The following is a 20650-nucleotide window of genomic DNA, read 5'->3' as shown; positions in this document are numbered from 1 at the left end:
CCGGGGAACCCAGATGGATCGCGCCCAGATCGTTCACGAAAACTTCCTGACCCGTGTCGCCAATCGCGACCTGCCCGCCGGCGCGCCGCCGCGCCCGGGCCTGACTGCGCCCGAGGCGGTTTCGCTGTTCCGCTCTCAGGTCCTCAGCCGTGCGCTGGACCGCACCAGCCGGGCGATGCAGAAGGCGGGGCAGGGGTTCTACACCATCGGCTCGTCGGGGCACGAGGGCATGGCCGCAGTGGCCCATGCCCTGCGCCCGACCGACATCGCCTTTCTGCACTATCGCGACGCCGCGTTTCAGGTCGCCCGGGCCGAGCAGGTGCCCGGCCAGCAGATCGCCTGGGACATGCTGCTGAGCTTTGCCTGTTCCAAAGAGGACCCGACCTCGGGCGGGCGGCACAAGGTGCTGGGCTCCAAGGCTCTGATGATCCCGCCGCAGACCTCGACCATCGCCAGCCACCTGCCCAAGGCGGTGGGCGCGGCCTATAGCCTTGGCGCGGCGCGGCGGCACGACCCCGAACACCGGCAATTGCCCGAGGACGGCATCGCCATGTGTTCCTTTGGCGACGCCTCGGCCAACCACTCCACCGCGCAGGGGGCGATCAACACGGCGGGCTGGACCAGCGTGCAGTCAATCCCGCTGCCGCTGCTCTTTGTCTGCGAGGACAACGGTATCGGCATCTCGGTCAAGACGCCCAAGGGCTGGATTCAGGCCTCGATGGAGTACCGCCCGGGCATCAGGTATTTCCAGGCCAACGGGTTGGACATCTATGAGACCTTCGCGGTGGCGCAGCAGGCGGCCGAATACGTCCGCACCCGGCGCAAACCGGCCTTCCTGCACCTGAAAACCGTGCGCCTTTACGGCCACGCGGGGGCGGATGTGCCCACCACCTATCTCAGCCGCGCCGAGGTCGAGGCCGACGAGTCCAACGATCCGCTGCTGCATTCGGTGCGCCTGCTGGATCAGGCCGGGGCGCTGTCGCCCGATCAGGCGTCGAAGATCTATGAACAGACCTGCGCGCGCACCGATCGCATCGCGGCGCAGGCCGCCACGCGCCCGCATCTGTCCACCGCCGCCGAGGTCGCGGCCAGCCTGATCCCGCCCAAGCGCCCCTGCAAGCCCACTAACGGCCCCAGCGCCGAAGCCCGCGCCGCCACCTTCGGCAGCGACCTGCGCGCGATGGACGACCCGCAGCCGATGGCCCGCCTGATCAACTGGGCGCTGACCGACCTGATGCTGGAACATGGCGAGATCGTCTGCATGGGCGAGGATGTGGGCCGCAAGGGCGGCGTCTATGGCGTGACGCAGAAGCTGCAGCAACGCTTCGGCCCCGACCGGGTGATCGACACGCTGCTGGACGAACAGTCCATCCTCGGTCTCGCCATCGGCATGGCCCATAACGGCTTTGTCCCGATCCCCGAGATCCAGTTCCTCGCCTATCTGCACAATGCCGAGGACCAGATCCGGGGCGAGGCCGCCACGCTGCCCTTCTTCTCGAACGGGCAGTTCACCAACCCGATGGTCGTGCGGATCGCCGGGCTGGGATACCAGAAGGGCTTTGGCGGGCATTTCCACAACGACAACTCGCTGGCGGTGCTGCGTGACATTCCGGGCGTCATCATCGCCTGCCCCTCGACCGGGGCGGACGCGGCGCGGATGCTGTGCGAATGCGTGCGCCTTGCGCGCGAGGAGCAGCGCGTGGTGGTGTTCCTTGAACCCATCGCGCTCTACCCGATGCGCGACCTGCACGAAGGGCAAGACGGCGCGTGGATGACCCGCTATCCCGCCCCCGGCGAACGCATCGCTCTGGGCGAGGTGGGCGTGCATGGCGACGGCACCGATCTGGCCATCGTGACCTACGGCAACGGCCATTACCTGTCGAAACAGGCGCTGCCCGAACTGGCAGCGGCGGGCCTCAATACCCGCATCATCGACATGCGCTGGCTGGCACCGCTGCCGGAACAGGCGCTGCTGGAGGCCACCAAGGGCTGCAAGCACGTCCTGATCGTCGATGAATGCCGCCGCACCGGCAGCCAGTCCGAGGCTCTGATGACGCTCTTTGCAGAGCAGACCGACCTGCCCACCGCCCGCGTGGTGGCCGAGGATTGCTTCATCGCCACCGGCCCCGCCTATGCCGCGCCGCTGCCTTCGAAGGATGGCATCGTGGCCGCCGCCCTAACCCTGACCGGAGCCCAGAAATGACCCGTACCGCCGTCGTGATCTGCCCCGGCCGGGGCACCTACAACAAGCCCGAGCTGGGCTATCTGCACCGTCACCATTCGAACCGGATGGAGTTGTTCCGCGAATTCGACGCCATCCGCGCCGAAACGGGCCAAGAGGCGGTAACCGCACTGGACGGCGCGCCGCGATTCTCGGTCAGCAAGTATTCCCGCGGCGACGTGGCCTCGCCGCTGATCTACGCCACATCGCTGGCCGACGCGCAGGCGCTGGCCGAGGATATCGAGGTGGTGGCCGTCACCGGCAACTCGATGGGCTGGTATATCGCGCTGGCCGCCGCGGGGGCGCTGTCGCCCGAAAACGGGTTCCGGGTGGTCAACACCATGGGCACGCTGATGCAGACCCACCTGATCGGCGGGCAGCTGGTCTATCCCTTAACCGGCGACGACTGGCGCGACGACCCGGCCCGCAAGGCCGAGCTCTTGGCCGAGGTGGCGCGCATCGACGCCCTGCCCGAACATGACCTCGCCCTGTCAATCGACTTGGGCGGGATGCTGGTTCTGGCCGGCAACGAGGCCGGGCTCAAGGCCTTCGAGGCCGCCCAGCCCGTGGTGCAGGAGCGGTTCCCGATGCGGCTGGCCAACCACGCGGCCTTTCACACGGCCCTTCAGGCCCCCGTTTCGCAGGAGGGCCGCCGCCAATTGCCCGCCACGCTGTTCACCCAACCTGACCTGCCGATGATCGACGGGCGCGGCAAGATCTGGTGGCCCGGCGCCACCGACACGGGCGCGCTGTGGGATTACACGCTGGGCCATCAAGTGACCGAGCCCTACGACTTCACCCGCGCTGTGCTGACCGCCGCCCGCGAATTCGCGCCCGACCTGTTCATCGTCACCGGCCCGGGCGCCACGCTGGGTGGCGCGGTGGCGCAGTCGCTGGTGCTGGCCAATTGGCGCGGCATGTCCGACAAGGACAGTTTTCAGGCCCTGCAGGCACAGAACCCGTTCCTGATTGCGCTGGGGCGCGAGGATCAAAGACCCCTTGCCATCGGCTGAGCCCTCGGGAAATCTGCACGCGCATTCAAGGACATCCCGCCCATGACCACCGATCCGGAAATCAGCCTGTGGACCAAGACCAGCCGCGAGCGGGTGGATGCCCCGCCCCTGACTGGGTCCGCCACGGTGGACCTCGCCGTGATCGGCGGCGGCTACACGGGCTGTTCGGCGGCGCTGCATGCGGCGCAGGCGGGGGCGTCGATCTGCCTGCTCGAGGCGCTTGAGATCGGCCATGGCGGGTCGGGCCGCAATGTCGGGCTGGCCAATGCCGGGCTGTGGCTGCCCCCGGCCGAGATCCGCGCCCATCTGGGCCGCGAGGCGGGGGACCGGCTGATCGCCCTGCTGGCGCAGGCCCCGGCCGAGGTGTTCCGCCTAGTCCGAGACCACGCCATCGATTGCGAGCCGGTGCAGGCCGGAACCCTGCACCTGGCCCATTCGCCCAAGGGTCTGCGCGACCTGCAGACCCGCCACCAACAGCTGTCCGCCGACGGCGCTCCGGTCGAACTGCTGTCGGCGCAGGAAACCGCCCGCCGCACCGGCAGCGCGGCGTTTCACGGTGCCATTTTCGACCCGCGCGCCGGAACGATCCAGCCGCTGGCCTATGTGCAGGGCCTCGCCCGCGCAGCGCAGCAGGCCGGGGCGGCAATCCACGCCAACAGCCCGGTGCTGGCCCTGCGCCACGATGGTGATACTTGGCATCTGGACACTCCGCAGGGTTCGGTGCGGGCCAAGGCGCTGATCCAGGCCACCAACGCCTATCACGCGGGGCTGCCTGACACCCGTCAGGCCTATGTGCCGGTCTACTACTTCCAATACGCCACCGACCCGCTGCCCGAGGAGATCCGCGCCACTCTGCTGCCGGGGGGCGAGGGCTGCTGGGATACCGGACTGATCATGACCTCGTTCCGCATGGATCAAGCCGGGCGGCTGGTGATCGGGGCGATGGGCGATCTGGGCCATGCGGGCAGCTTTGCCCATCGCGGCTGGATCACGCGCAAACTGGCGCAGATCTTCCCCGCGCTGGCCGATCAACCGCTGATGGACGGCTGGCACGGGCGCATCGCCATGACCTCGGACCATATCCCGAAGCTGGTGCAGATCGGGCCGAACGCGCTGTCGGCGCATGGCTATTCCGGGCGCGGGATCGGGCCGGGCACGGTGTTCGGCCGCATGATGGCCGACAGCCTGTTGTCGGGCGACCCCGCCCGCCTGCCGCTGCCGCCCGAGCCTGCGCACAGCGAAAGCTGGACAGGCCTGCGCCGCGCCTTCTTTGAAACCGGCGCGGCGCTGACACATCTGGTCAAGGCAAGGGTCTGACCGATCAGACCGAGCGGGTGATCCCGCCATCTACCCGGATGTTCTGCCCGGTGATGTAACCGCCGCCCTCGGAGGCCAGCAGCGATATGACGGAGGCGATCTCGTCATAGCTGCGCCCGTAGCGGCCCATGGGGATCTTGGCCTTGAACTCCTCCTTTTCCGGCAGGCTGTCGATGAAGCCGGGCAGGACGTTGTTCATGCGGATATTCTCGGCGGCATACTTGTCGGCGAACAGCTTGGTGAACGCCGCGAGCCCCGCCCGGAACACGCCCGAGGTCGGAAAGACCGGGTCCGGCTCAAACGCCGCGAAGGTCGAGATGTTGATGATCGACCCGCCCCCCTGCGCCTGCATGATCGGCGTCACCAGCCGCGTGGGGCGCACGGCGTTCAGGAAATAGACATCCATCCCCTGATGCCAGTCCTCGTCGGTCAGTTCCAGCACCGGCGCGCGGGGCCCGTGCCCGGCCGAATTCACCAGCACGTCGATCCGCCCCCAGTGGGCCATCGCCGCATCGACCAGCCTCTGCAGGTCGTCGTTCGACTGGTTCGAGCCGGTCACGCCCATGCCGCCCAGCTCGGCCGCCAGCGCCTCGCCCTTGCCCGACGAGGACAGGACGCCCACCTTGAACCCGTCCGCCGCCAGCCGCCGCGCCGCATCCGCGCCCATACCGCTGCCGCCGGCGGTGATCAGAGCCACTTTTTCCGTCATCTTCGTTCTCCGTTTCCATCTGCCGCCAAGATGAAGCGTGGCCGGCCGTTTGACCAATCAGTTCTTCTGCCCTATGGCTGTAGAAAATCTATTGTGTGAGCGTCATGGCTGCACTTCCACCGCTGAACGCCCTTCGCGCCTTCGAGGCGTCGGCACGTCACCTGAACTTCAGGCTGGCGGCGCAGGAACTGGGTGTTACCCAAGGCGCGGTGGCACAGCAGGTCCGGGGCCTCGAGGCGCGGCTGGGCACCCCGTTGTTCGACCGCCTGCCGCGCGGCCTGCGCCTGACCGAGGCCGGACGGCGGTTCCACGCGCCCCTGCGCCGCGCTTTCCGTCTGATCGAAGAGGCGGTCGAAGACCTGTCCGGCCAGCGCCAGGTCACCCTGTCGGTCACGCCCAGCTTGGCCTCGAAATGGCTGGTGCCGCGGCTGGGCGATTTCACCGCGCGCCACCCGGATGTCTCGGTGCAGGTCGATGCGCGCGAGCGGCTGGCCGATTTCCAGACGGACGGGGTGGACATCGCGGTGCGGCAGGGCCGCGCGCCATTTGGCGACGGTCTGGTGGCCGAGCCGCTGTTCCCCACCGAATTCGTCGTCGTCGGCAGCCCTGACCTGGCCGCGCAGGTGACATCGGCGCAGGACCTGCTGGCGCATGTACTGCTCAGCGATTCTCATGGCCTGTGGCCCCTGTTTCTGGAACGCGCCGGCGTTCAGGGGCGCCCGAGGATGATGAATTTCAGCCAGACCAGCCTGGCCATCGACGCCGCCGTGGCCGGGCAGGGCTTTGCGCTGGCCAATGCGCCATTGGTCGCGGCCGAGCTGACGGCGGGGCGGTTGGTGCAGCCGCTGGCGCAGATGCTGCTGGACGATCTGGGGTTCCATATCGTCACCCCGCGCAAACCGCGGCAGCCGGATCTGGTGGTGCTGATGCGCGAGTGGCTGCGGGCTCAGTCCTGAAGCGTGGCGGCAATCGCCGCGATTTGGCCCCGCAGCCAGCGATGGGCGGGATCGTTCGCGAACCGCTGGTGCCAGACCATGTAGATCGAAACCGGCTGACACTTGAAGGGCAGGGGCGCACAGTCCAGCGCCGCCAACGGCCCTTGTATCATCAGCGCCGTGTCGGTCGAGATCAGGTCGCTGCCCTTCACGAAGGCCGGGATCGCGTTGAAATGCGGCAGGGTCACGGTGGGCGGGCGGATCTGGCTTTGATCCACGCCGCGCATCACCGCCCGCGCGTTGCGCCCGTCGGGAAACCGCACCTCGACATGGTCCGAGGCGCAATAGGCGGCCCAGTCGGCGGGCGGGTCGCGGCGTTCGGCGTCGTAGAACACCATCAGGGGGCTGCTCACCAGCAGCTTTTGAAAGATGTCGGGACCGTCCGGCGGCAGCGGGGTCAGCATCAGCTGGCACCGGTCGCTGCGCAGCAGTTCCGGGTCGGGCACGCCCGAGGGCATGAACCCCAGCCGCAGCCGCACCCCATCAGCCCGCGCCCTGCGCAGCAACTGCGGAAAGATCAGCTCGCGCGGCATGTCGTTGGTGGCGATCTGCACGGTGATCTCTTCGGACAGCGGGTCAAAGGGCCGCTCATCGGTCAGGGCGCGCATCCTGTCCAGCACCCCTTGCACCGGGTCTTTCAGCGCCAGCGCCCGCTCGGTCGCGCGCAGCCCCTGGCCCGACCGCACGAACAGCGGGTCGCCCAGCACCTGCCGCAGCTTGGCCAGCGTGTGGCTGATGGCCGATTGCGTGACACCCAGCCGATCGGCGGCCTTGGACACCGAGTTTTCCTCGAGAATCGTCAGGAAGATGCGCAGGACCTTGCCGTCCAGATCCGTAAAATCAATTTTCTTCATACCGTTTATGATCCGCCATGAATGGTGTTGCTGTTCATGCCGCGCTAGGGGAAGCTTGGCAACAGGAGGCACGCGATGGGGAACCGCTTTTTCTCGGACAAGAACCGACCCGTTCACATGGGGCCTTTTCCGCTGGAACGGCTGCGGCGACAGGATGCGCTGCCCGGTCTGTCGGCGCTGGCGCCCATGCCGGTGCTGAGTTTCGACCGCCCCGAGCAGCCCCACAGCATCGTCAACGCGATGGGCGAGTTTCAGGCGATGCTGGACACCATCCGCGATGGCTTCGTCAATCCGGCCCGGGCCGAGATGCCCCGCGATCCGGTCGAGCGCGCCAACCACTTGAAGGCCTTCGGCTATTTCAACGATGCCTCGATGATGGGCTGCGGGCCTCTGCCGCCGCAGGCGCTGCTGGACCAGCCCCGGCGCAACCCCGATATCGACCGGCTGGCCCATGCTTTGCAGACCCGGCAGACAAAGACCCTGGCCTCGGGGATCGACGTGATCATGGCCGACCTGCGCGACAGCGTCGCGGCCCGGCCGGGGCCGATCACCGCCCACCGCCATGCCATCGTGTTCCTGTACGAACATCACCGCGACCCCGATCCGGCCGAGCCCGGCGCCGAGTGGATCCTGGATGCGCAGGACCACCGCGCCTGTCTGCTGGCCACCGAAAACGCGGTGGTGATCGCCAACTACATCCGCCTTTTGGGGTATGACGCGCGGGCGCATTCGGTGATGTCCTCGGACGTGGACTTGCCGCGTCTTGCCGCCGCAGCCGGGTTGGTCTGGGCCGAGGATGGCACCGCCGTGGCTCCTTGGTTGGGGCGTCGGTTCGGCCTTGCCGCCGTGACCACCGAGATGGAAATCGCCCATGATCGCCCGCTGGCCCCGCGCGACCGGCAGCCGTGGTTCAGAACCCAAGGCCCCGCGTGGTGGCTGGGCGCGGGTTTTGCCAAAAGTGCGCTGAACCGCGACCCTTTCGCCCGCCGCCGCTATGCCGATGGCGCGCACCCGTTCGAGACGCTCAAACGCGTGGACAACCCGACCACCTATATCGACGAAGCGAACGTGGCCCGCGTGCCCAAACGCGCCGACATGTTCGCGCGGGCGCAGTTCGGTGACATGGGCAAACCACTGCAGGACGCGGCCAAGGGCGGGCACTACGTCCGCAAATCCGCGCCCAGCTTTGCGCAACGGCGCGCGCTGGGGGCCTTCGTCCTGCTGCAGGATGGCGACAGCGCCGAGGTCGCCAAACCCACCGATGCCGAGCGCAACGCGGCGAACATCAAGGCGGCCAGCTATTTCCTGGGCGTCGATGCCGTGGGCCTCAGCTGCTGCCCCGATTGGGCGTGGTATTCCCACGACGCCACCGGCGAGGAAATCGTGCCGCCCCACGGTCAGGCGATCAGCATGATCATCGACCAAGGTTATGAGACAATGGAAGGCGCATCCGGTGACGACTGGATCAGCGTCGCCCAGTCTATGCGCGCCTATCTGCGGTTCTCGCTGCTGGGCGGGGTGATCGCCCAGCAGATCCGCAATCTGGGCTACACGGCCAAGGCGCATACGGTGATGGATGGCGAGGTGCTGCAACCGCCGCTGTTGTTGCTGTCGGGGCTGGGTGAGGTCAGCCGCATCGGCGAGGTGATCCTGAACCCCTATCTGGGCCCGCGCCTGAAATCGGGCGTGGTGACCACCGACATGCCCATGACCCATGACAAGCCGATTGATTTCGGCCTGCAGCGGTTCTGCGAAAGCTGCAACAAATGTGCCCGCGAATGCCCCTCGGGTGCGATCACGGCCGGGCCCAAGCTGATGTTCAACGGTTACGAAATCTGGAAATCCGACAGCCAGAAATGCGCCACCTACCGGATCACCACGCCCGGCGGGGCGATGTGCGGGCGCTGCATGAAGACCTGCCCGTGGAACCTGGAAGGGCTGTTCGCCGAACGCCCCTTCCGCTGGGCCGCGATGAACATCCCCGCCACCGCACCCGCGCTGGCGAAACTGGACGATGCGCTGGGCAATGGCGGGCTGAACGACACCAAGAAATGGTGGTGGGATCTGGAGCTGCAGCCCGACGGCGCCTATCGGCCCACCGCGCACCCGCTGAACAGGCGCGATCTGCAAAAGGATCTTGACCTGAAATACGAGGATCAGACGCTGGCCGTCTATCCCGCCCCCATTGCGCCGCATCCCTGGCCCTATCCCTTTGCAATGGATCGCGAGGCCGGGATCGCCGCCTATCAGGCGATGGTCAGCGCCGAGGAATACAAGGCCCGTCTGGCCGCCGGAGACCTGTCGGCAGTTCATCGCTACACGATCTCCGGCGACGCCCCGGTCATGCGGGTCGAGGTGACCAAGGTCGAGAAGATGACGCCGGATGTCAGCAAATACGAATTCTCGGCCCCGAACGGTGCGCCCTTGCCGGATTGGACGGCCGGCGCGCATCTGGATGTGCTGGTGGCGCCGGAATTTCTGCGGCAATACTCGATGTCCGGAGACCCGGCCGACCGCATGACCTATCAGATCGGGGTCCTGCGCGAGGATCAGGGCCGCGGCGGATCGGCCCTGCTGCACCGGATCTTCACGCCGGGCCGCAAGGTGTTCGTGTCAAAGCCGATCAATCATTTCGAACTGGACGAGACCGCCACCCGCACTCTGCTGATGGGTGGCGGCATCGGCATCACCCCGATGATCGCCTACGCGCATCGCCTGCACGCGCTGGGGCGCGATTTCGATCTGCATTATTCCGTCCCCTCTCTGGAAAAGGCCGGGTATCTGGCCGATCTGGTCGCCGCGCCCTGGGCGGATCGCGTGCATCTGCATGTCTCGGACGAGGGCACCCGCGCCGACCTGGACACGATCCTGGAGGGCTATCGCGACGGCTGGCATGTCTATACTTGCGGCCCGGACCGCTACATGGAGGCGGTGATGCAGGCCGCCGAATGTCAGGGCTGGCCCGAGGAGGCCCGGCACCTGGAGTATTTCTCGGTGCCCGAGCAGCCCGATTATGAAAACCACCCGTTCACCCTGCGGCTGGCACGGTCAGGGCGTGACCTTGAGGTGCCCGTCGACAAAGACGCGGCGCAGGTGCTGAACGAGGCCGGCATCCATGTCGACGTGAAATGCGCCGACGGCATCTGCGGCGTCTGCAAATGCGGGCTGATTGCGGGCGAGGTCGAGCATCGCGATTTCGTCCTGTCGCGCAAACAGCGGGAATCGGCACTGATTCTGTGCCAGAGCCGCGCGGCCGAGCCGGGCGGGGTGGTCGAGATCGACCTCTGACCCCGGTCGGAAAGCGACATTTTCAGGCGAAAAAATAGGTCGCGCGGGCCATGGACGCCGCCGCGCGGCTGCTCTAACGTCGCCCCAAACCCAGTGAACCCTGACCAACAGGCGCGAGGTACAATCATGCAATATCACCGCCCCGCCAGCTTTGCCGAAGCTTCGGATCTGGCTGCCCATGCTACGGGCATCACGCGGTTTCTGGCCGGCGGCACCGACGTTCTGGTGCAACTGCGGTCCGAGATCGTGACCCCCGACACCCTGATCGACATCAAGGCCATCGACGGGGTGCGCGACATCACCCGCCACGCCGACGGCAGCTGGACGCTGGGCGTGGCCGTCACCGGCGCCGAGATGAGCGAACATCCCCAACTGGGCCGCGAGTGGCCCGGTGTGGTCGAGGCGATGGACCTGATCGGTTCGACCCAGGTTCAGGGCCGTGCCACGCTGACGGGCAACTTGTGCAACGGCTCGCCCGCAGCCGACTCGGTTCCGGCCATGGTGGCCGCAGGGGTTACGGCGACGGTGACCGGCCCCGCGGGCGATCGGGTCGTGGCGGTCGAGGACATCCCGACCGGCCCCGGCAAGACCTCGCTGGCGCAGGGCGAACTGATCTCGGCTCTGCACATCCCGGCGCGGGGCGCGAGTGGCGGCGACGCCTATCTGCGCTTCATTCCGCGCACCGAGATGGACATCGCCGTGGTCGGCGTGGGCGTGAACCTGCGCGTCGATGGTGACACGATCACCGAGGCCCGCGTTGCGCTGGGGGCCGTGGCGCCCACCGTCCTGCTGGTCGAAGACTGCGCAAAGGCCATCATCGGCACCACGCTGGACGAGGCCGCGCTGGCGGCGCTGGCCGCCGCCGCTTCGGCCGCCTGCAAACCCATCGACGACAAGCGCGGCACGATCGAATTTCGAACCGAAGTGGCCGGCGTTCTGGCGAAACGCGCCGCGAAAATCGCCTATGCCCGCGCCAAGGGAGAGACCGCATGACCAAGCATCACGTTACCACCACCGTCAACGGCGACACGGTCGAATACCTGTGCGACGCGCGTGAAACCCTGCTGGACTGTCTGCGCGACAAGCTGAACCTGACCGGCGCCAAGGAAGGCTGCGGCACCGGCGATTGCGGGGCCTGCTCGGTCACGCTGGACGGGCGGCTCGTCTGTTCCTGCCTGGTGCTGGGGGTCGAGGCCGAGGGCAAGCAGATCGAAACCATCGAAGGCATGGCCGAGGGCGAAACCCTGCACCCGCTGCAGCGCAAGTTCATCGACCATGCCGCGCTGCAATGCGGGGTCTGCACACCGGGCGTTCTGGTCGCCGCCAAGGCGCTGCTGGAAAGGAACCCCGACCCGACCGAGGAAGAGGCCCGCTATTGGCTGGCCGGCAACCTGTGCCGCTGCACGGGGTATGACAAGATCATCCGCGCCGTTCTGGACACGGCCGCCGAGCTGCGGGAGGCTTCGTAATGGCACTCGACGATCGCAAGTCGCATTTCACCTTCGTGGGCACCCGCCCGAACCGTCCCGACGGGCTGGACAAGGTCACCGGCCGCGCCCGGTTCGGGGCCGACGTGACCGCGCCGGGCATGCTGTTCGGCGCCATCCTGCGCTCGCCCCACGCCCATGCGCGGATCGTTCGGATAGACACCTCGAAGGCCGAAGCGCTCAAGGACGTGAAAGCCGTGGTCACCCGCGCCGATTTCGCCGATGTCCCGTTCAAGCCGGGTCTCGAGGGCGAGTTCTGGAACGTTCTGGAAAACGTCATGGCCGGGGAAAAGGCGCTCTATGACGGGCACGCGGTGGCGGCGGTTGCGGCCAGTTCGGCGCTGGCGGCGCGGGATGCGCTCAAGCTGATCGAGGTCGAATACGAGGTGCTGCCCCATGTCACCGACGTGGACAAGGCGATGGCGCCCGACGCGCCGGTGATCCGCGAGGGCGCGGCCGATTATTCGGTGCCCGAGGGGATGCACCCCAACGTCGTGCGCTATCACGAAAGCGGCCACGGCGATGTCGAGGCGGGCTTTGCCGAGGCTGATCTGGTGATCGAGGATCACTTCGTCACCGAGGCCACCCACCAAGGCTATATCGAACCGCACGCCTGCCTTGCCTCGCTGGGCGCTGACGGCAAGGGCGAGCTGTGGTGCTGCACCCAGGGCCACTGGATCGTACAAAAGACCTGCGCGGCGCTGCTGGGGATCGAAACCGCGCAGCTGCGCGTGACCGCATCGGAAATCGGCGGCGGGTTCGGCGGCAAGACCACCGTGTTCATCGAACCGGTGGCGCTGGCGCTGTCGCGCAAGGCCAACCGTCCGGTCAAGATCGTGATGTCCCGGTCCGAGGTTCTGCGGGCCACGGGGCCGACCGCCTCGGCCTCGATGGACGTCAAGATCGGAATGAAAAAAGACGGCACCATCACCGCCGCCCAGGGCGTGTTCCGCTTGCAAGGCGGTGCCTTTCCGGGTGCGCCGGGCGACATGACCGCGATGTGCGCCTTTGCCCCCTACAACCTGACCAACGTGCGGCAGGTGGGATATGACGTCATGTCCAACCGCCCGAAACAGGCCGCCTATCGCGCGCCGGGCGCGCCGATGGGGGCGTTTGCTGTGGAGTCGGTCATTGACGAGCTGTGCAAGAAACTGGGCCTCGACCCGGTCGATGTGCGCCTGAAGAACGCCGCGCGCGAGGGCACCAAGGCCAGCTATGGCCCCACCTATGACCGGATCGGCCTGGTCGAGACGCTCGAGGCCGCCAAGGCCCACCCGCATTATTCCGCGCCGCTGAAGCCGGGGCAGGGGCGGGGCATCGCCTGCGGGTTCTGGTTCAACCACGGGGGCGAGACGTCGGTGTCGCTGGCCCTGTCCGAGGACGGCTCGGCGCAGCTGATGGTCGGCACGCCCGATATCGGCGGCTCGCGCGCGTCGATGGCGCTGATGGCGGCCGAGGTGCTGGGCATCCCATACGAGAATATCCGCGTGACCATCGCCGACACCGCCACGCTGGGTTACAACGACGTTAGCCACGGCTCGCGCGTGACCTATGCCAGCGGTCTGGCCACGATCAAGGCGGCGCAGCACGCCGTCGAGAAACTGTGCGAACGCGCGGCGGCCAAATGGGGCATCCCCGTGGACGCGGTGAAATGGGAAAACGGCTGCGCGGTGCCATCCGGCCCCAACGCAGGCGATTTCGACCCGCTGCCGCTGGCCGAGATCACCGCCGACATGGGGCGTACCGGCGGCCCGATCTCGGGCCATTTCGAGGCGACCCCCGAAGGCGCAGGCGTGTCCTTCGGCACCCATATCGTCGATGCCGAGGTCGATTCCGAAACCGGCAAGACCTCGATCACCCGCTACACGGTCATTCAGGACGCGGGCAAGGCGATCCACCCCGCCTATGTCGAGGGCCAGTTCCAGGGCGGTGCGGCGCAGGGCATCGGCTGGGCGCTGAACGAGGAATACATCTATGGCGAGGATGGCCGGCTGCAGAATCCGGTATTCCTCGACTATCGCATTCCGGTGGCCAGCGACCTGCCGATGATCGACACGGTGATCGTCGAGGTGCCCAATCCCGGCCACCCGTTCGGCGTGCGCGGCGTGGGTGAAACCGGCATCGTGCCGCCATTGGCGGCCATCGCGAACGCGGTCTCGAACGCGGCGGGCGTGCGGATGCGACAACTGCCGATGTCGCCGCCGCGCATTCTGGCCGCGCTCAAGGGCAATGGTTGAGGTCCATCTCTGGTCCAGCCTCCGGTCGCTGACCGGGGGCCAGAAAGTGGTGCAGGTTCAGGCTGCGACAACCGGCGAGCTGCTGCGCGAACTGGTGCGCCTTCACCCGCAATTGCAAGCGCCGATCGACGCTGGCGTGTCCGTTGCCGTCAATGGCCGGATCATTGCAGCGGGTCTGTCCGAACCTATTCCCGAAGGTGCCGAAGTCTATCTGATGCAGCGACTGCGGGGCGGGTAACCCCGTGAAATCGGCGGGGGAGGACCGGAAGCCCCGGTCTTGAATTTGGCGCTTCGGCCTCACCCCTGGTCCTACCGAAGTACCCCCTCGTTAAAAAAACACCATCAAACGGATCGGCAGGATTGATCCGCTATGTATTGCAATATTGGCATTAGTATTGCGGGAAGGTGTCAGATGTGTGTGATTTCCGGCCAAGTCTGGTTGACGTTGGGGAAGCCGCGCCTGCAAAGATATCGAGGCATCGTGCAGCGGAATCAGGGCAAAAAACTGGAAGATGGTGCTGCTGGAGAGAATTGAACTCTCGACCTCTCCCTTACCAAGGGAGTGCTCTACCTCTGAGCTACAGCAGCGCTGTGGGCGGGTGATTAGACTCAAACGAAACGGGGCGCAAGGGTCTCTGGACGGTTTTTTTTGCCTCCTGTAGAGAAAGATCATGGCAGAGAAAAAATCACCCAAAAAACACGGACAATCCGGATCCGCGCGCGAAGATCGGCTCAAGGCTGCCCTCAAGGCAAACCTGGCGCGGCGCAAGGCGCAGGCCAAGGCGCGCAGCGCACAGGATGACCGGCCGGGACAACACAAGGACTAAGAGCAGATGGATTCGATTCTGGTAACGGGCAACGGGCCGCTTCACGGCCAAATTCCGATCGCGGGGGCCAAAAATGCCTGTCTGACGCTGATGCCGGCCACGTTGCTCAGCGAAGATCCGCTGACGCTGACCAACGCGCCGCGTCTGAGTGACATCAAGACCATGACCGCGCTGCTGCAGTCGCTGGGGGCCGAGGTGTCGGCCCTGCAGGACGGGCAGGTTCTGGCGATGTCCAGCCATGATCTGACCAGTCACACGGCCGATTACGAGATCGTGCGCAAAATGCGGGCCTCGAACCTTGTTCTGGGGCCGCTATTGGCGCGTTTCGGGCAGGCCGTGGTTTCGCTGCCGGGCGGCTGTGCCATCGGGGCGCGGCCGATGGACCTGCATGTCGAGGGGCTGGAAGCACTGGGTGCCGAAATCGAGTTGAAGGACGGCTACCTGCACGCCAAGGCGCCAGGTGGATTGAAGGGCGCGGTGCATGAAATGCGCTTTGCCTCAGTGGGTGCCACCGAGAACATCGTCATGGCCGCGACGCTGGCCAAGGGCACCACGGTTCTGAAAAACGCCGCACGCGAGCCCGAGATCGTGGATCTGGTTCAATGTCTGCGCAGCATGGGCGCGCAGATTGAGGGCGAGGGCACCTCGACCATCGAGATCCAGGGTGTCGACCGCCTGCACGGGGCAACGCACCAGGTGGTCACCGACCGGATCGAGCTGGGTACCTACATGCTGGCCCCCGCCATTTGCGGCGGTGAGGTCGAACTGCTGGGCGGCCGTCTGTCACTGGTCGAATCCTTCGTAGAGAAGCTGACGGCCGCAGGGGTGGACGTTGCCGAGACGAAACAGGGTTTGAAAGTCTCTCGCAAGAATGGCCGGGTGCGCGCCGTGGACGTGGTGACCGAGCCATTCCCTGGCTTTCCCACTGACTTGCAAGCGCAGATGATGGCGCTGATGTGCACGGCCGAGGGAACCTCGGTGTTGGAGGAGCGGATTTTCGAGAACCGCTTCATGCACGCCCCAGAACTGGTGCGCATGGGCGCGCAGATCGAGGTGCATGGCGGCACCGCGACGGTGACCGGGGTTGAGCGTCTTAAGGGTGCGCCAGTAATGGCCACCGATCTGCGGGCCTCGGTTTCGCTGATCCTGGCCGGATTGGCAGCCGAGGGCGAAACAACCGTCAGCCGGGTCTATCATCTGGACCGCGGATATGAGCATGTGGTCCGCAAGCTGGAAGGCGTGGGCGCGAAAATCGAACGGATCAAGGGCTGATGGCAGACGCAACATTCGAAGACGGGCGCGAGGCGCCGCTGAACCTTGGCGCATTGGATGCCGAGGACCTCAAGGTGATCGCAACGCTGACGCAGGACGCGGTTTTTCCGGTCAGCGAAATGACCTGGCAACCAGCCCGCCGTCGCTTTGCCTTGCTGCTCAACCGGTTCCGGTGGGAGGACAAGGAAGCAGCCGAGCGCCGTGGTCGGGAATTCGAGCGGGTGCAGTCGCTGCTGGTATTCGACTCGGTCCTGTCGGTGTCCAGCCAGGGGGTTGATCGATCCGACAAGGACCTGATCCTCTCGGTTCTTGATATCGAGTTCCACCCTTCGGAAGATGGCACAGGCGAGGTGCTGCTTGTGCTGGCCGGGGATGGCGCGATCCGTTTGACGGTGGAAGCGGTTGAGGCAACGCTCAAGGATGTGACGCGCCCCTATCGTGCGCCTTCGGGCAAGGCGCCTCGGCACCCGGACTGACATGCAGAACAAGCGTGGCATTTCGCAGGCGCTGTCTCCGGGGCAGGCCGGCGTGTCGCTGCGCCGGGCCACCGTGTTCGACGTGTTCGGGTTGAGTCAGGTTCTGGTACGCTCCGTCACCCGACTGTGTGAGGCCGACCACGGAAATCAACCAGACAAGATCGCGGCATGGACAGCCAACAAGGACCCGCAGTCCGTTCGCAACTGGATCATCTCCAGCACCCAGATCTGGCTGGCCGAGCGGAACGGAAATGTGGCCGCCGTCGGTGGGCTGCGCGCACCGGCCGAGATTTCGCTGCTTTATGTCGATCCGGGCCACGCAGGGCAGGGGGTCGGTGCCGCGTTGCTGTCCCGGCTCGAGGCCGAACTGGCCACATCAGGGGCCCCCGTGGCCCATTTGATGTCCACCCGGACCGCGTTGGGCTTCTATCGCCGGTATGGCTGGGTCGCTGCAGGGGAGCCCGCGGACTGGAACGGTATGCCCCAATTCCCCCTGCGCAAATCGCTGCACCCCCCGGGCTGAGGGTTGAGGCCCGCGCCGGCGGGCGATAAGACCCGTTCAAACGCCCCGGAGTACGCAAATGCCCGTTTTCCTCGACACGACATCCGCCGATTTCGAAACCGGTTTCCAAGCCCTTCTGTCCGCCAAACGCGAAGACAGCCCCGATGTCGACGCCGTCGTGGCGCAGATCATCGCCGACGTGCGGTCGCGCGGCGATGCTGCGGTGATCGAGTTGACGGCGAAATTCGACCGGTTGCAGCTGACGCCGGACACGCTGGCCTTCAGCGCCGCCGAGGTGACGCAGGCCATCGCGACCGTCAGCGACGATGACCGCGCGGCGCTGGAACTGGCCGCCGCGCGCATCCGCGCCTATCACGAGCGCCAGATGCCGCAGGATCAGGAATGGACCGACGAGTCGGGCGCCACGCTGGGCTGGCGCTGGTCGGCGGTGTCTGCCGCGGGGCTTTACGTGCCGGGCGGGCTGGCCTCTTACCCCTCGTCGGTGTTGATGAATGCCATTCCGGCCAAGGTGGCCGGGGTCGAGCGTCTGGCCATCGCGGTGCCCACGCCCGACGGACAGGTCAATCCGCTGGTCTTGCTGGCCGCGCGCCTGTCGGGCGTCGATGAAATCTACCGCATCGGTGGCGCGCAGGCGATTGCCGCACTGGCCTATGGCACGGAAACCATCGCGTCGGTGGACAAGATCACCGGGCCGGGCAACGCCTTTGTCGCGGCGGCCAAGCGGCGGGTGTTCGGCAAGGTCGGCATCGACATGATCGCGGGGCCCTCCGAAATTCTGGTGATCGCGGACAAGGACAACGACCCCGACTGGATCGCGCTGGACCTGCTCAGCCAGGCCGAGCATGACGAAAGCGCCCAATCGATCCTGATCACCAATGATGCTGGTTTCGGCCGCGCGGTGGCCGAGGCGGTGGAAAAACGGTTGGAGACGCTCGAAAGACGCGCGATCGCCGGGGCGAGCTGGCGCGACTATGGTGCGGTGATCACCGTGCGCGACTTTAACGAGGCCGCCGCGCTGTCGAACCGCATCGCTCCTGAACACCTGGAACTGTGCGTGGCCGATTCGGCGGCGCTGAGCCGCAAGACCATCCACGCCGGCGCCATTTTCCTGGGTCAGTACACGCCCGAGGCCATCGGCGACTATGTCGGCGGGCCGAACCACGTGCTGCCCACCGCACGCTCGGCCCGGTTTTCGTCGGGGCTCAGCGTGATGGATTTCCTCAAACGCACCACGCTCAGCCACATGACGCCCGAGGCCCTGCGCGCCATCGGCCCGGCGGCCGAGCAGCTGGCGCGGTCAGAAAGCCTGGAGGCGCACGGGCTATCGGTAGGTGTACGGCTCAAGCGGCTGAACGGTTGACGGCCATCTGACCTTGCGTCCGGCCCGTTTCCCGCGTTGTCCCGCGGGCAGAGGTGCGCTAGGTCTGGCCTGACCTGAACGGAAGTCGATGACCATGACCCGCATTTCACATATCGAACTGGACGATCGAAACCTGCCGCCGCCGACGCCCGAGATCGAGCAGGAGCGCAAGGTTGCGATCTATGACCTGCTCGAGGAAAACTCGTTTGCCCTGCCCAAACGTGACGACCGGCTGGTGCCCGACGGCCCCTATCACGTGCAACTGTCGATCCGCGACAAGCGGCTGGTGTTCGACGTCACCACCGAAGACAGCCAGAAAGCCGCCGAGTTCCATCTGTCACTGGGTCCGTTCCGGCAGGTGGTCAAGGACTACTTCCAGATCTGCGAAAGCTATTTCGATGCGGTCAAGACCCTGCCGCCCAGCCAGATCGAAACCATCGATATGGCCCGGCGCGGCATCCACAACGAAGGCAGCCGGGTTTTGCAAGAACGGCTCGAGGGCAAGGCCGAGATCGACACCGACACCGCCCGCCGCCTGTTCACGCTGATCTGCGTGCTTCATTTCGGAGGCTGACGGGTGAAGCCTCTGCCGCATTCGGTCCTGTTCTGCTGCGACCACAACGCGGTGCGCTCGCCCATGGCCGAAGGCATCATGAAGAAATTCTACGGCACGGGCACATATGTGCAGTCGGCCGGGGTACACAACGACCTGGAAATCGACGGGTTCAGCATTGCCGTCTGCCAGGAGATCGACGTGGAACTGTCACGCCACCGGTCGCGGTCATTCGACGAGATGCAGGAATGGGGGGATGACCTGGGATCATTCGACCTGATCGTGGCCCTGTCGCCTGCCAGCCAGCGCAAAGCGCTGGAGCTGACGCGGGTTTTTCACCTCGATGTCGATTATTGGCCAATAATGGACCCTACCGGACTGGGCGAGACGCGCGAAGAAAAGCTACACCACTACCGTCAGACCCGCGATCAGATCATCAAACACCTGAAGGATCGCTGGGGGGAACCTACGGATATCGCATGACCCAGACCGTCCAAGCCTATTTCGATGCCTTCAACGCCGGGGATGTGGCCGGCATGCTGGCCAGCCTGTCCGACGACGTGGCCCACCACGTGAACGAAGGCCAGATCCGCGTAGGCAAAGAGAAATTCGCCGAATTCTGCGCGCATATGAACCGCTGCTACCGCGAGACCCTGACCGACATGGTGATCTTCGAGGCCCAGGGCGGCACCCGCGCGGCCGCCGAATACATCGTCAACGGCACCTATCAGGAAACCGATGCCGGCCTGCCCGCGGCCTCGGGCCAGTCGTATCGCCTGCCCGCCGGGTCTTTCTTTGACCTCAAGGACGGCAAGATCACCCGCGTGACCACCTATTACAATCTGGCTGACTGGGTGAAACAGGTGTCGGGTGGCTGAGGTCACGCGGGTCCGCGCGCTGACGGGGCCGGCGCTCGAGGCAGCGCTGGACGACGTGGCGCGCCTGCGCATTTCGGTGTTCCGCGACTGGCCATATCTCTATGACGGCGATCTGGACTACGAGCGCAGATACCTGCAATCCTATCGCGACAGCGACCGGGCGATCGTCGTCGGCGCCTTTGACGGCGAAAGGCTTGTGGGGGGCGCGACCGGCGCGCCGCTGGCCGACCATGCCAAGGATTTCGCCGCCGCTTTCGACGGCACCGGGCTGGACCTTTCGCAGATCTTCTATTGCGCCGAATCCGTGCTGCTGCCCGCCTATCGGGGGCAGGGCGTCGGGCATGCGTTCTTTGATCTACGCGAAGGCCACGCGCGGGACTTGGGCTTTGCCAAATGCGCCTTCTGCGGCGTGCAGCGTCCGGGCGACCACCCGTTGCGGCCGGCCGACTATCGGCCGCTCGACCCGTTCTGGCGCGCGCGGGGCTATGCGCCCCTGCCCGGCGTGATCGCCCGGTTTTCGTGGAAGGACCTGGGCGAGGACGCGGAAACCCTCAAACCGTTGCAGTTCTGGATCAGGGATTTGTGAAGCCGCCGCAACGCGTTGTGTGTGCCCGCCGGCACGCGCGCCGACAGCCGTTCG

General features: G+C 66.2%; 20 protein-coding genes and 1 tRNA gene. 18 read left to right on the top strand and 3 right to left on the bottom strand.

Annotation, left to right across the window (positions count from 1 at the left end; genetic code table 11):
• Window positions 1-13 precede the first annotated feature (13 nt).
• The 3 genes from ACR0MM_RS07270 to ACR0MM_RS07260 are packed head-to-tail and all read left to right on the top strand — an operon-like array spanning window position 14 to window position 4551.
• Window positions 14-2203 carry a dehydrogenase E1 component subunit alpha/beta gene (locus ACR0MM_RS07270; RefSeq protein WP_480695249.1) on the top strand — a complete coding sequence of 730 codons (2190 nt, stop codon included), beginning with the start codon at window positions 14-16 and terminating at the stop codon, window positions 2201-2203.
• Complete coding sequence (locus ACR0MM_RS07265; protein ID WP_480695247.1) at window positions 2200-3234, top strand: ACP S-malonyltransferase; 1035 nt, start codon at window positions 2200-2202, stop codon at window positions 3232-3234. The genes ACR0MM_RS07270 and ACR0MM_RS07265 overlap by 4 nt, the downstream gene beginning before the upstream one ends.
• Before the next feature lie 42 nt (window positions 3235-3276).
• Window positions 3277-4551, top strand: a complete 1275-nt coding sequence (locus tag ACR0MM_RS07260; protein WP_480695245.1) for an NAD(P)/FAD-dependent oxidoreductase — start codon at window positions 3277-3279, stop codon at window positions 4549-4551.
• Between the two features lie 4 nt (window positions 4552-4555).
• Here ACR0MM_RS07260 and ACR0MM_RS07255 read toward each other — a convergent pair whose 3' ends face one another.
• Window positions 4556-5260, bottom strand: a complete 705-nt coding sequence (locus ACR0MM_RS07255) for an SDR family oxidoreductase (RefSeq protein WP_480695243.1) — start codon at window positions 5258-5260, stop codon at window positions 4556-4558.
• A gap of 104 nt (window positions 5261-5364) precedes the next feature.
• Here ACR0MM_RS07255 and ACR0MM_RS07250 point away from each other — a divergent pair, with 104 nt between their 5' ends.
• Window positions 5365-6216: a LysR substrate-binding domain-containing protein gene (locus ACR0MM_RS07250; RefSeq protein ID WP_480695241.1), complete on the top strand. Its 852-nt coding sequence runs from the start codon at window positions 5365-5367 to the stop codon at window positions 6214-6216.
• On the opposite strand, the gene ACR0MM_RS07245 is transcribed toward ACR0MM_RS07250, so the two are convergent.
• A complete protein-coding gene (locus ACR0MM_RS07245) occupies window positions 6207-7109 on the bottom strand; it encodes a LysR family transcriptional regulator (RefSeq protein WP_480695239.1) in 903 nt (300 codons plus the stop codon). The genes ACR0MM_RS07250 and ACR0MM_RS07245 overlap by 10 nt on opposite strands.
• A gap of 75 nt (window positions 7110-7184) precedes the next feature.
• On the opposite strand from ACR0MM_RS07245, the gene ACR0MM_RS07240 reads away from it, so the two are divergent.
• The 5 genes from ACR0MM_RS07240 to ACR0MM_RS07220 all read left to right on the top strand — a co-directional run bounded on the left by ACR0MM_RS07240 (window position 7185) and on the right by ACR0MM_RS07220 (window position 14359).
• Entirely contained in the window at window positions 7185-10397 is a 3213-nt protein-coding gene (locus ACR0MM_RS07240) for a reductive dehalogenase (protein WP_480695237.1), read from the top strand.
• Between the two features lie 126 nt (window positions 10398-10523).
• A complete protein-coding gene (locus ACR0MM_RS07235) occupies window positions 10524-11390 on the top strand; it encodes an FAD binding domain-containing protein (protein WP_480695235.1) in 867 nt (288 codons plus the stop codon).
• Entirely contained in the window at window positions 11387-11866 is a 480-nt protein-coding gene (locus tag ACR0MM_RS07230) for a (2Fe-2S)-binding protein (RefSeq protein WP_260063471.1), read from the top strand. The genes ACR0MM_RS07235 and ACR0MM_RS07230 overlap by 4 nt, the downstream gene beginning before the upstream one ends.
• Window positions 11866-14121 carry a xanthine dehydrogenase family protein molybdopterin-binding subunit gene (locus ACR0MM_RS07225; RefSeq protein ID WP_170392346.1) on the top strand — a complete coding sequence of 752 codons (2256 nt, stop codon included), beginning with the start codon at window positions 11866-11868 and terminating at the stop codon, window positions 14119-14121. Before ACR0MM_RS07230 ends, ACR0MM_RS07225 begins: the two co-directional genes overlap by 1 nt.
• A complete protein-coding gene (locus tag ACR0MM_RS07220) occupies window positions 14114-14359 on the top strand; it encodes a MoaD/ThiS family protein (RefSeq protein WP_480695233.1) in 246 nt (81 codons plus the stop codon). Before ACR0MM_RS07225 ends, ACR0MM_RS07220 begins: the two co-directional genes overlap by 8 nt.
• 275 nt (window positions 14360-14634) lie before the next feature.
• Here the strand turns inward: ACR0MM_RS07220 and ACR0MM_RS07215 are convergent.
• Window positions 14635-14709, bottom strand: a tRNA-Thr gene (locus ACR0MM_RS07215).
• Window positions 14710-14792: 83 nt separating this feature from the next.
• On the opposite strand from ACR0MM_RS07215, the gene ACR0MM_RS07210 reads away from it, so the two are divergent.
• The 9 genes from ACR0MM_RS07210 (at window position 14793) to ACR0MM_RS07170 (ending at window position 20596) form a co-directional block, all read left to right on the top strand.
• Window positions 14793-14948: a hypothetical protein gene (locus ACR0MM_RS07210; RefSeq protein WP_170337448.1), complete on the top strand. Its 156-nt coding sequence runs from the start codon at window positions 14793-14795 to the stop codon at window positions 14946-14948.
• A gap of 6 nt (window positions 14949-14954) precedes the next feature.
• Complete coding sequence (gene murA, locus ACR0MM_RS07205) at window positions 14955-16220, top strand: UDP-N-acetylglucosamine 1-carboxyvinyltransferase (protein WP_170370935.1); 1266 nt, start codon at window positions 14955-14957, stop codon at window positions 16218-16220.
• Window positions 16220-16696 (top strand): DUF2948 family protein, encoded by a 477-nt coding sequence (locus tag ACR0MM_RS07200; protein WP_170366716.1) that lies wholly within the window; start codon window positions 16220-16222, stop codon window positions 16694-16696. The genes murA and ACR0MM_RS07200 overlap by 1 nt, the downstream gene beginning before the upstream one ends.
• Window position 16697: 1 nt before the next feature.
• Entirely contained in the window at window positions 16698-17219 is a 522-nt protein-coding gene (locus ACR0MM_RS07195) for a GNAT family N-acetyltransferase (protein WP_170401537.1), read from the top strand.
• Window positions 17220-17277: 58 nt separating this feature from the next.
• A complete protein-coding gene (hisD, locus tag ACR0MM_RS07190; RefSeq protein WP_480695230.1) occupies window positions 17278-18579 on the top strand; it encodes a histidinol dehydrogenase in 1302 nt (433 codons plus the stop codon).
• 94 nt (window positions 18580-18673) lie between these two features.
• Window positions 18674-19153, top strand: coding sequence for a UPF0262 family protein (locus tag ACR0MM_RS07185; protein WP_093962859.1), 480 nt, complete (start codon window positions 18674-18676; stop codon window positions 19151-19153).
• A gap of 3 nt (window positions 19154-19156) precedes the next feature.
• A complete protein-coding gene (locus tag ACR0MM_RS07180) occupies window positions 19157-19615 on the top strand; it encodes an arsenate-mycothiol transferase ArsC (protein WP_480695228.1) in 459 nt (152 codons plus the stop codon).
• Window positions 19612-20010, top strand: coding sequence for a ketosteroid isomerase-related protein (locus ACR0MM_RS07175; RefSeq protein WP_480695226.1), 399 nt, complete (start codon window positions 19612-19614; stop codon window positions 20008-20010). The genes ACR0MM_RS07180 and ACR0MM_RS07175 overlap by 4 nt, the downstream gene beginning before the upstream one ends.
• Window positions 20003-20596, top strand: a complete 594-nt coding sequence (locus ACR0MM_RS07170; RefSeq protein WP_480695224.1) for a GNAT family N-acetyltransferase — start codon at window positions 20003-20005, stop codon at window positions 20594-20596. Before ACR0MM_RS07175 ends, ACR0MM_RS07170 begins: the two co-directional genes overlap by 8 nt.
• Window positions 20597-20650 lie beyond the last annotated feature (54 nt).

This window comes from Ruegeria sp. BC6, from assembly GCF_056539185.1.
The sequence above is the reverse complement of the archived record's forward strand: the minus strand, read 5'-3'. Positions and strand labels throughout refer to the sequence as shown.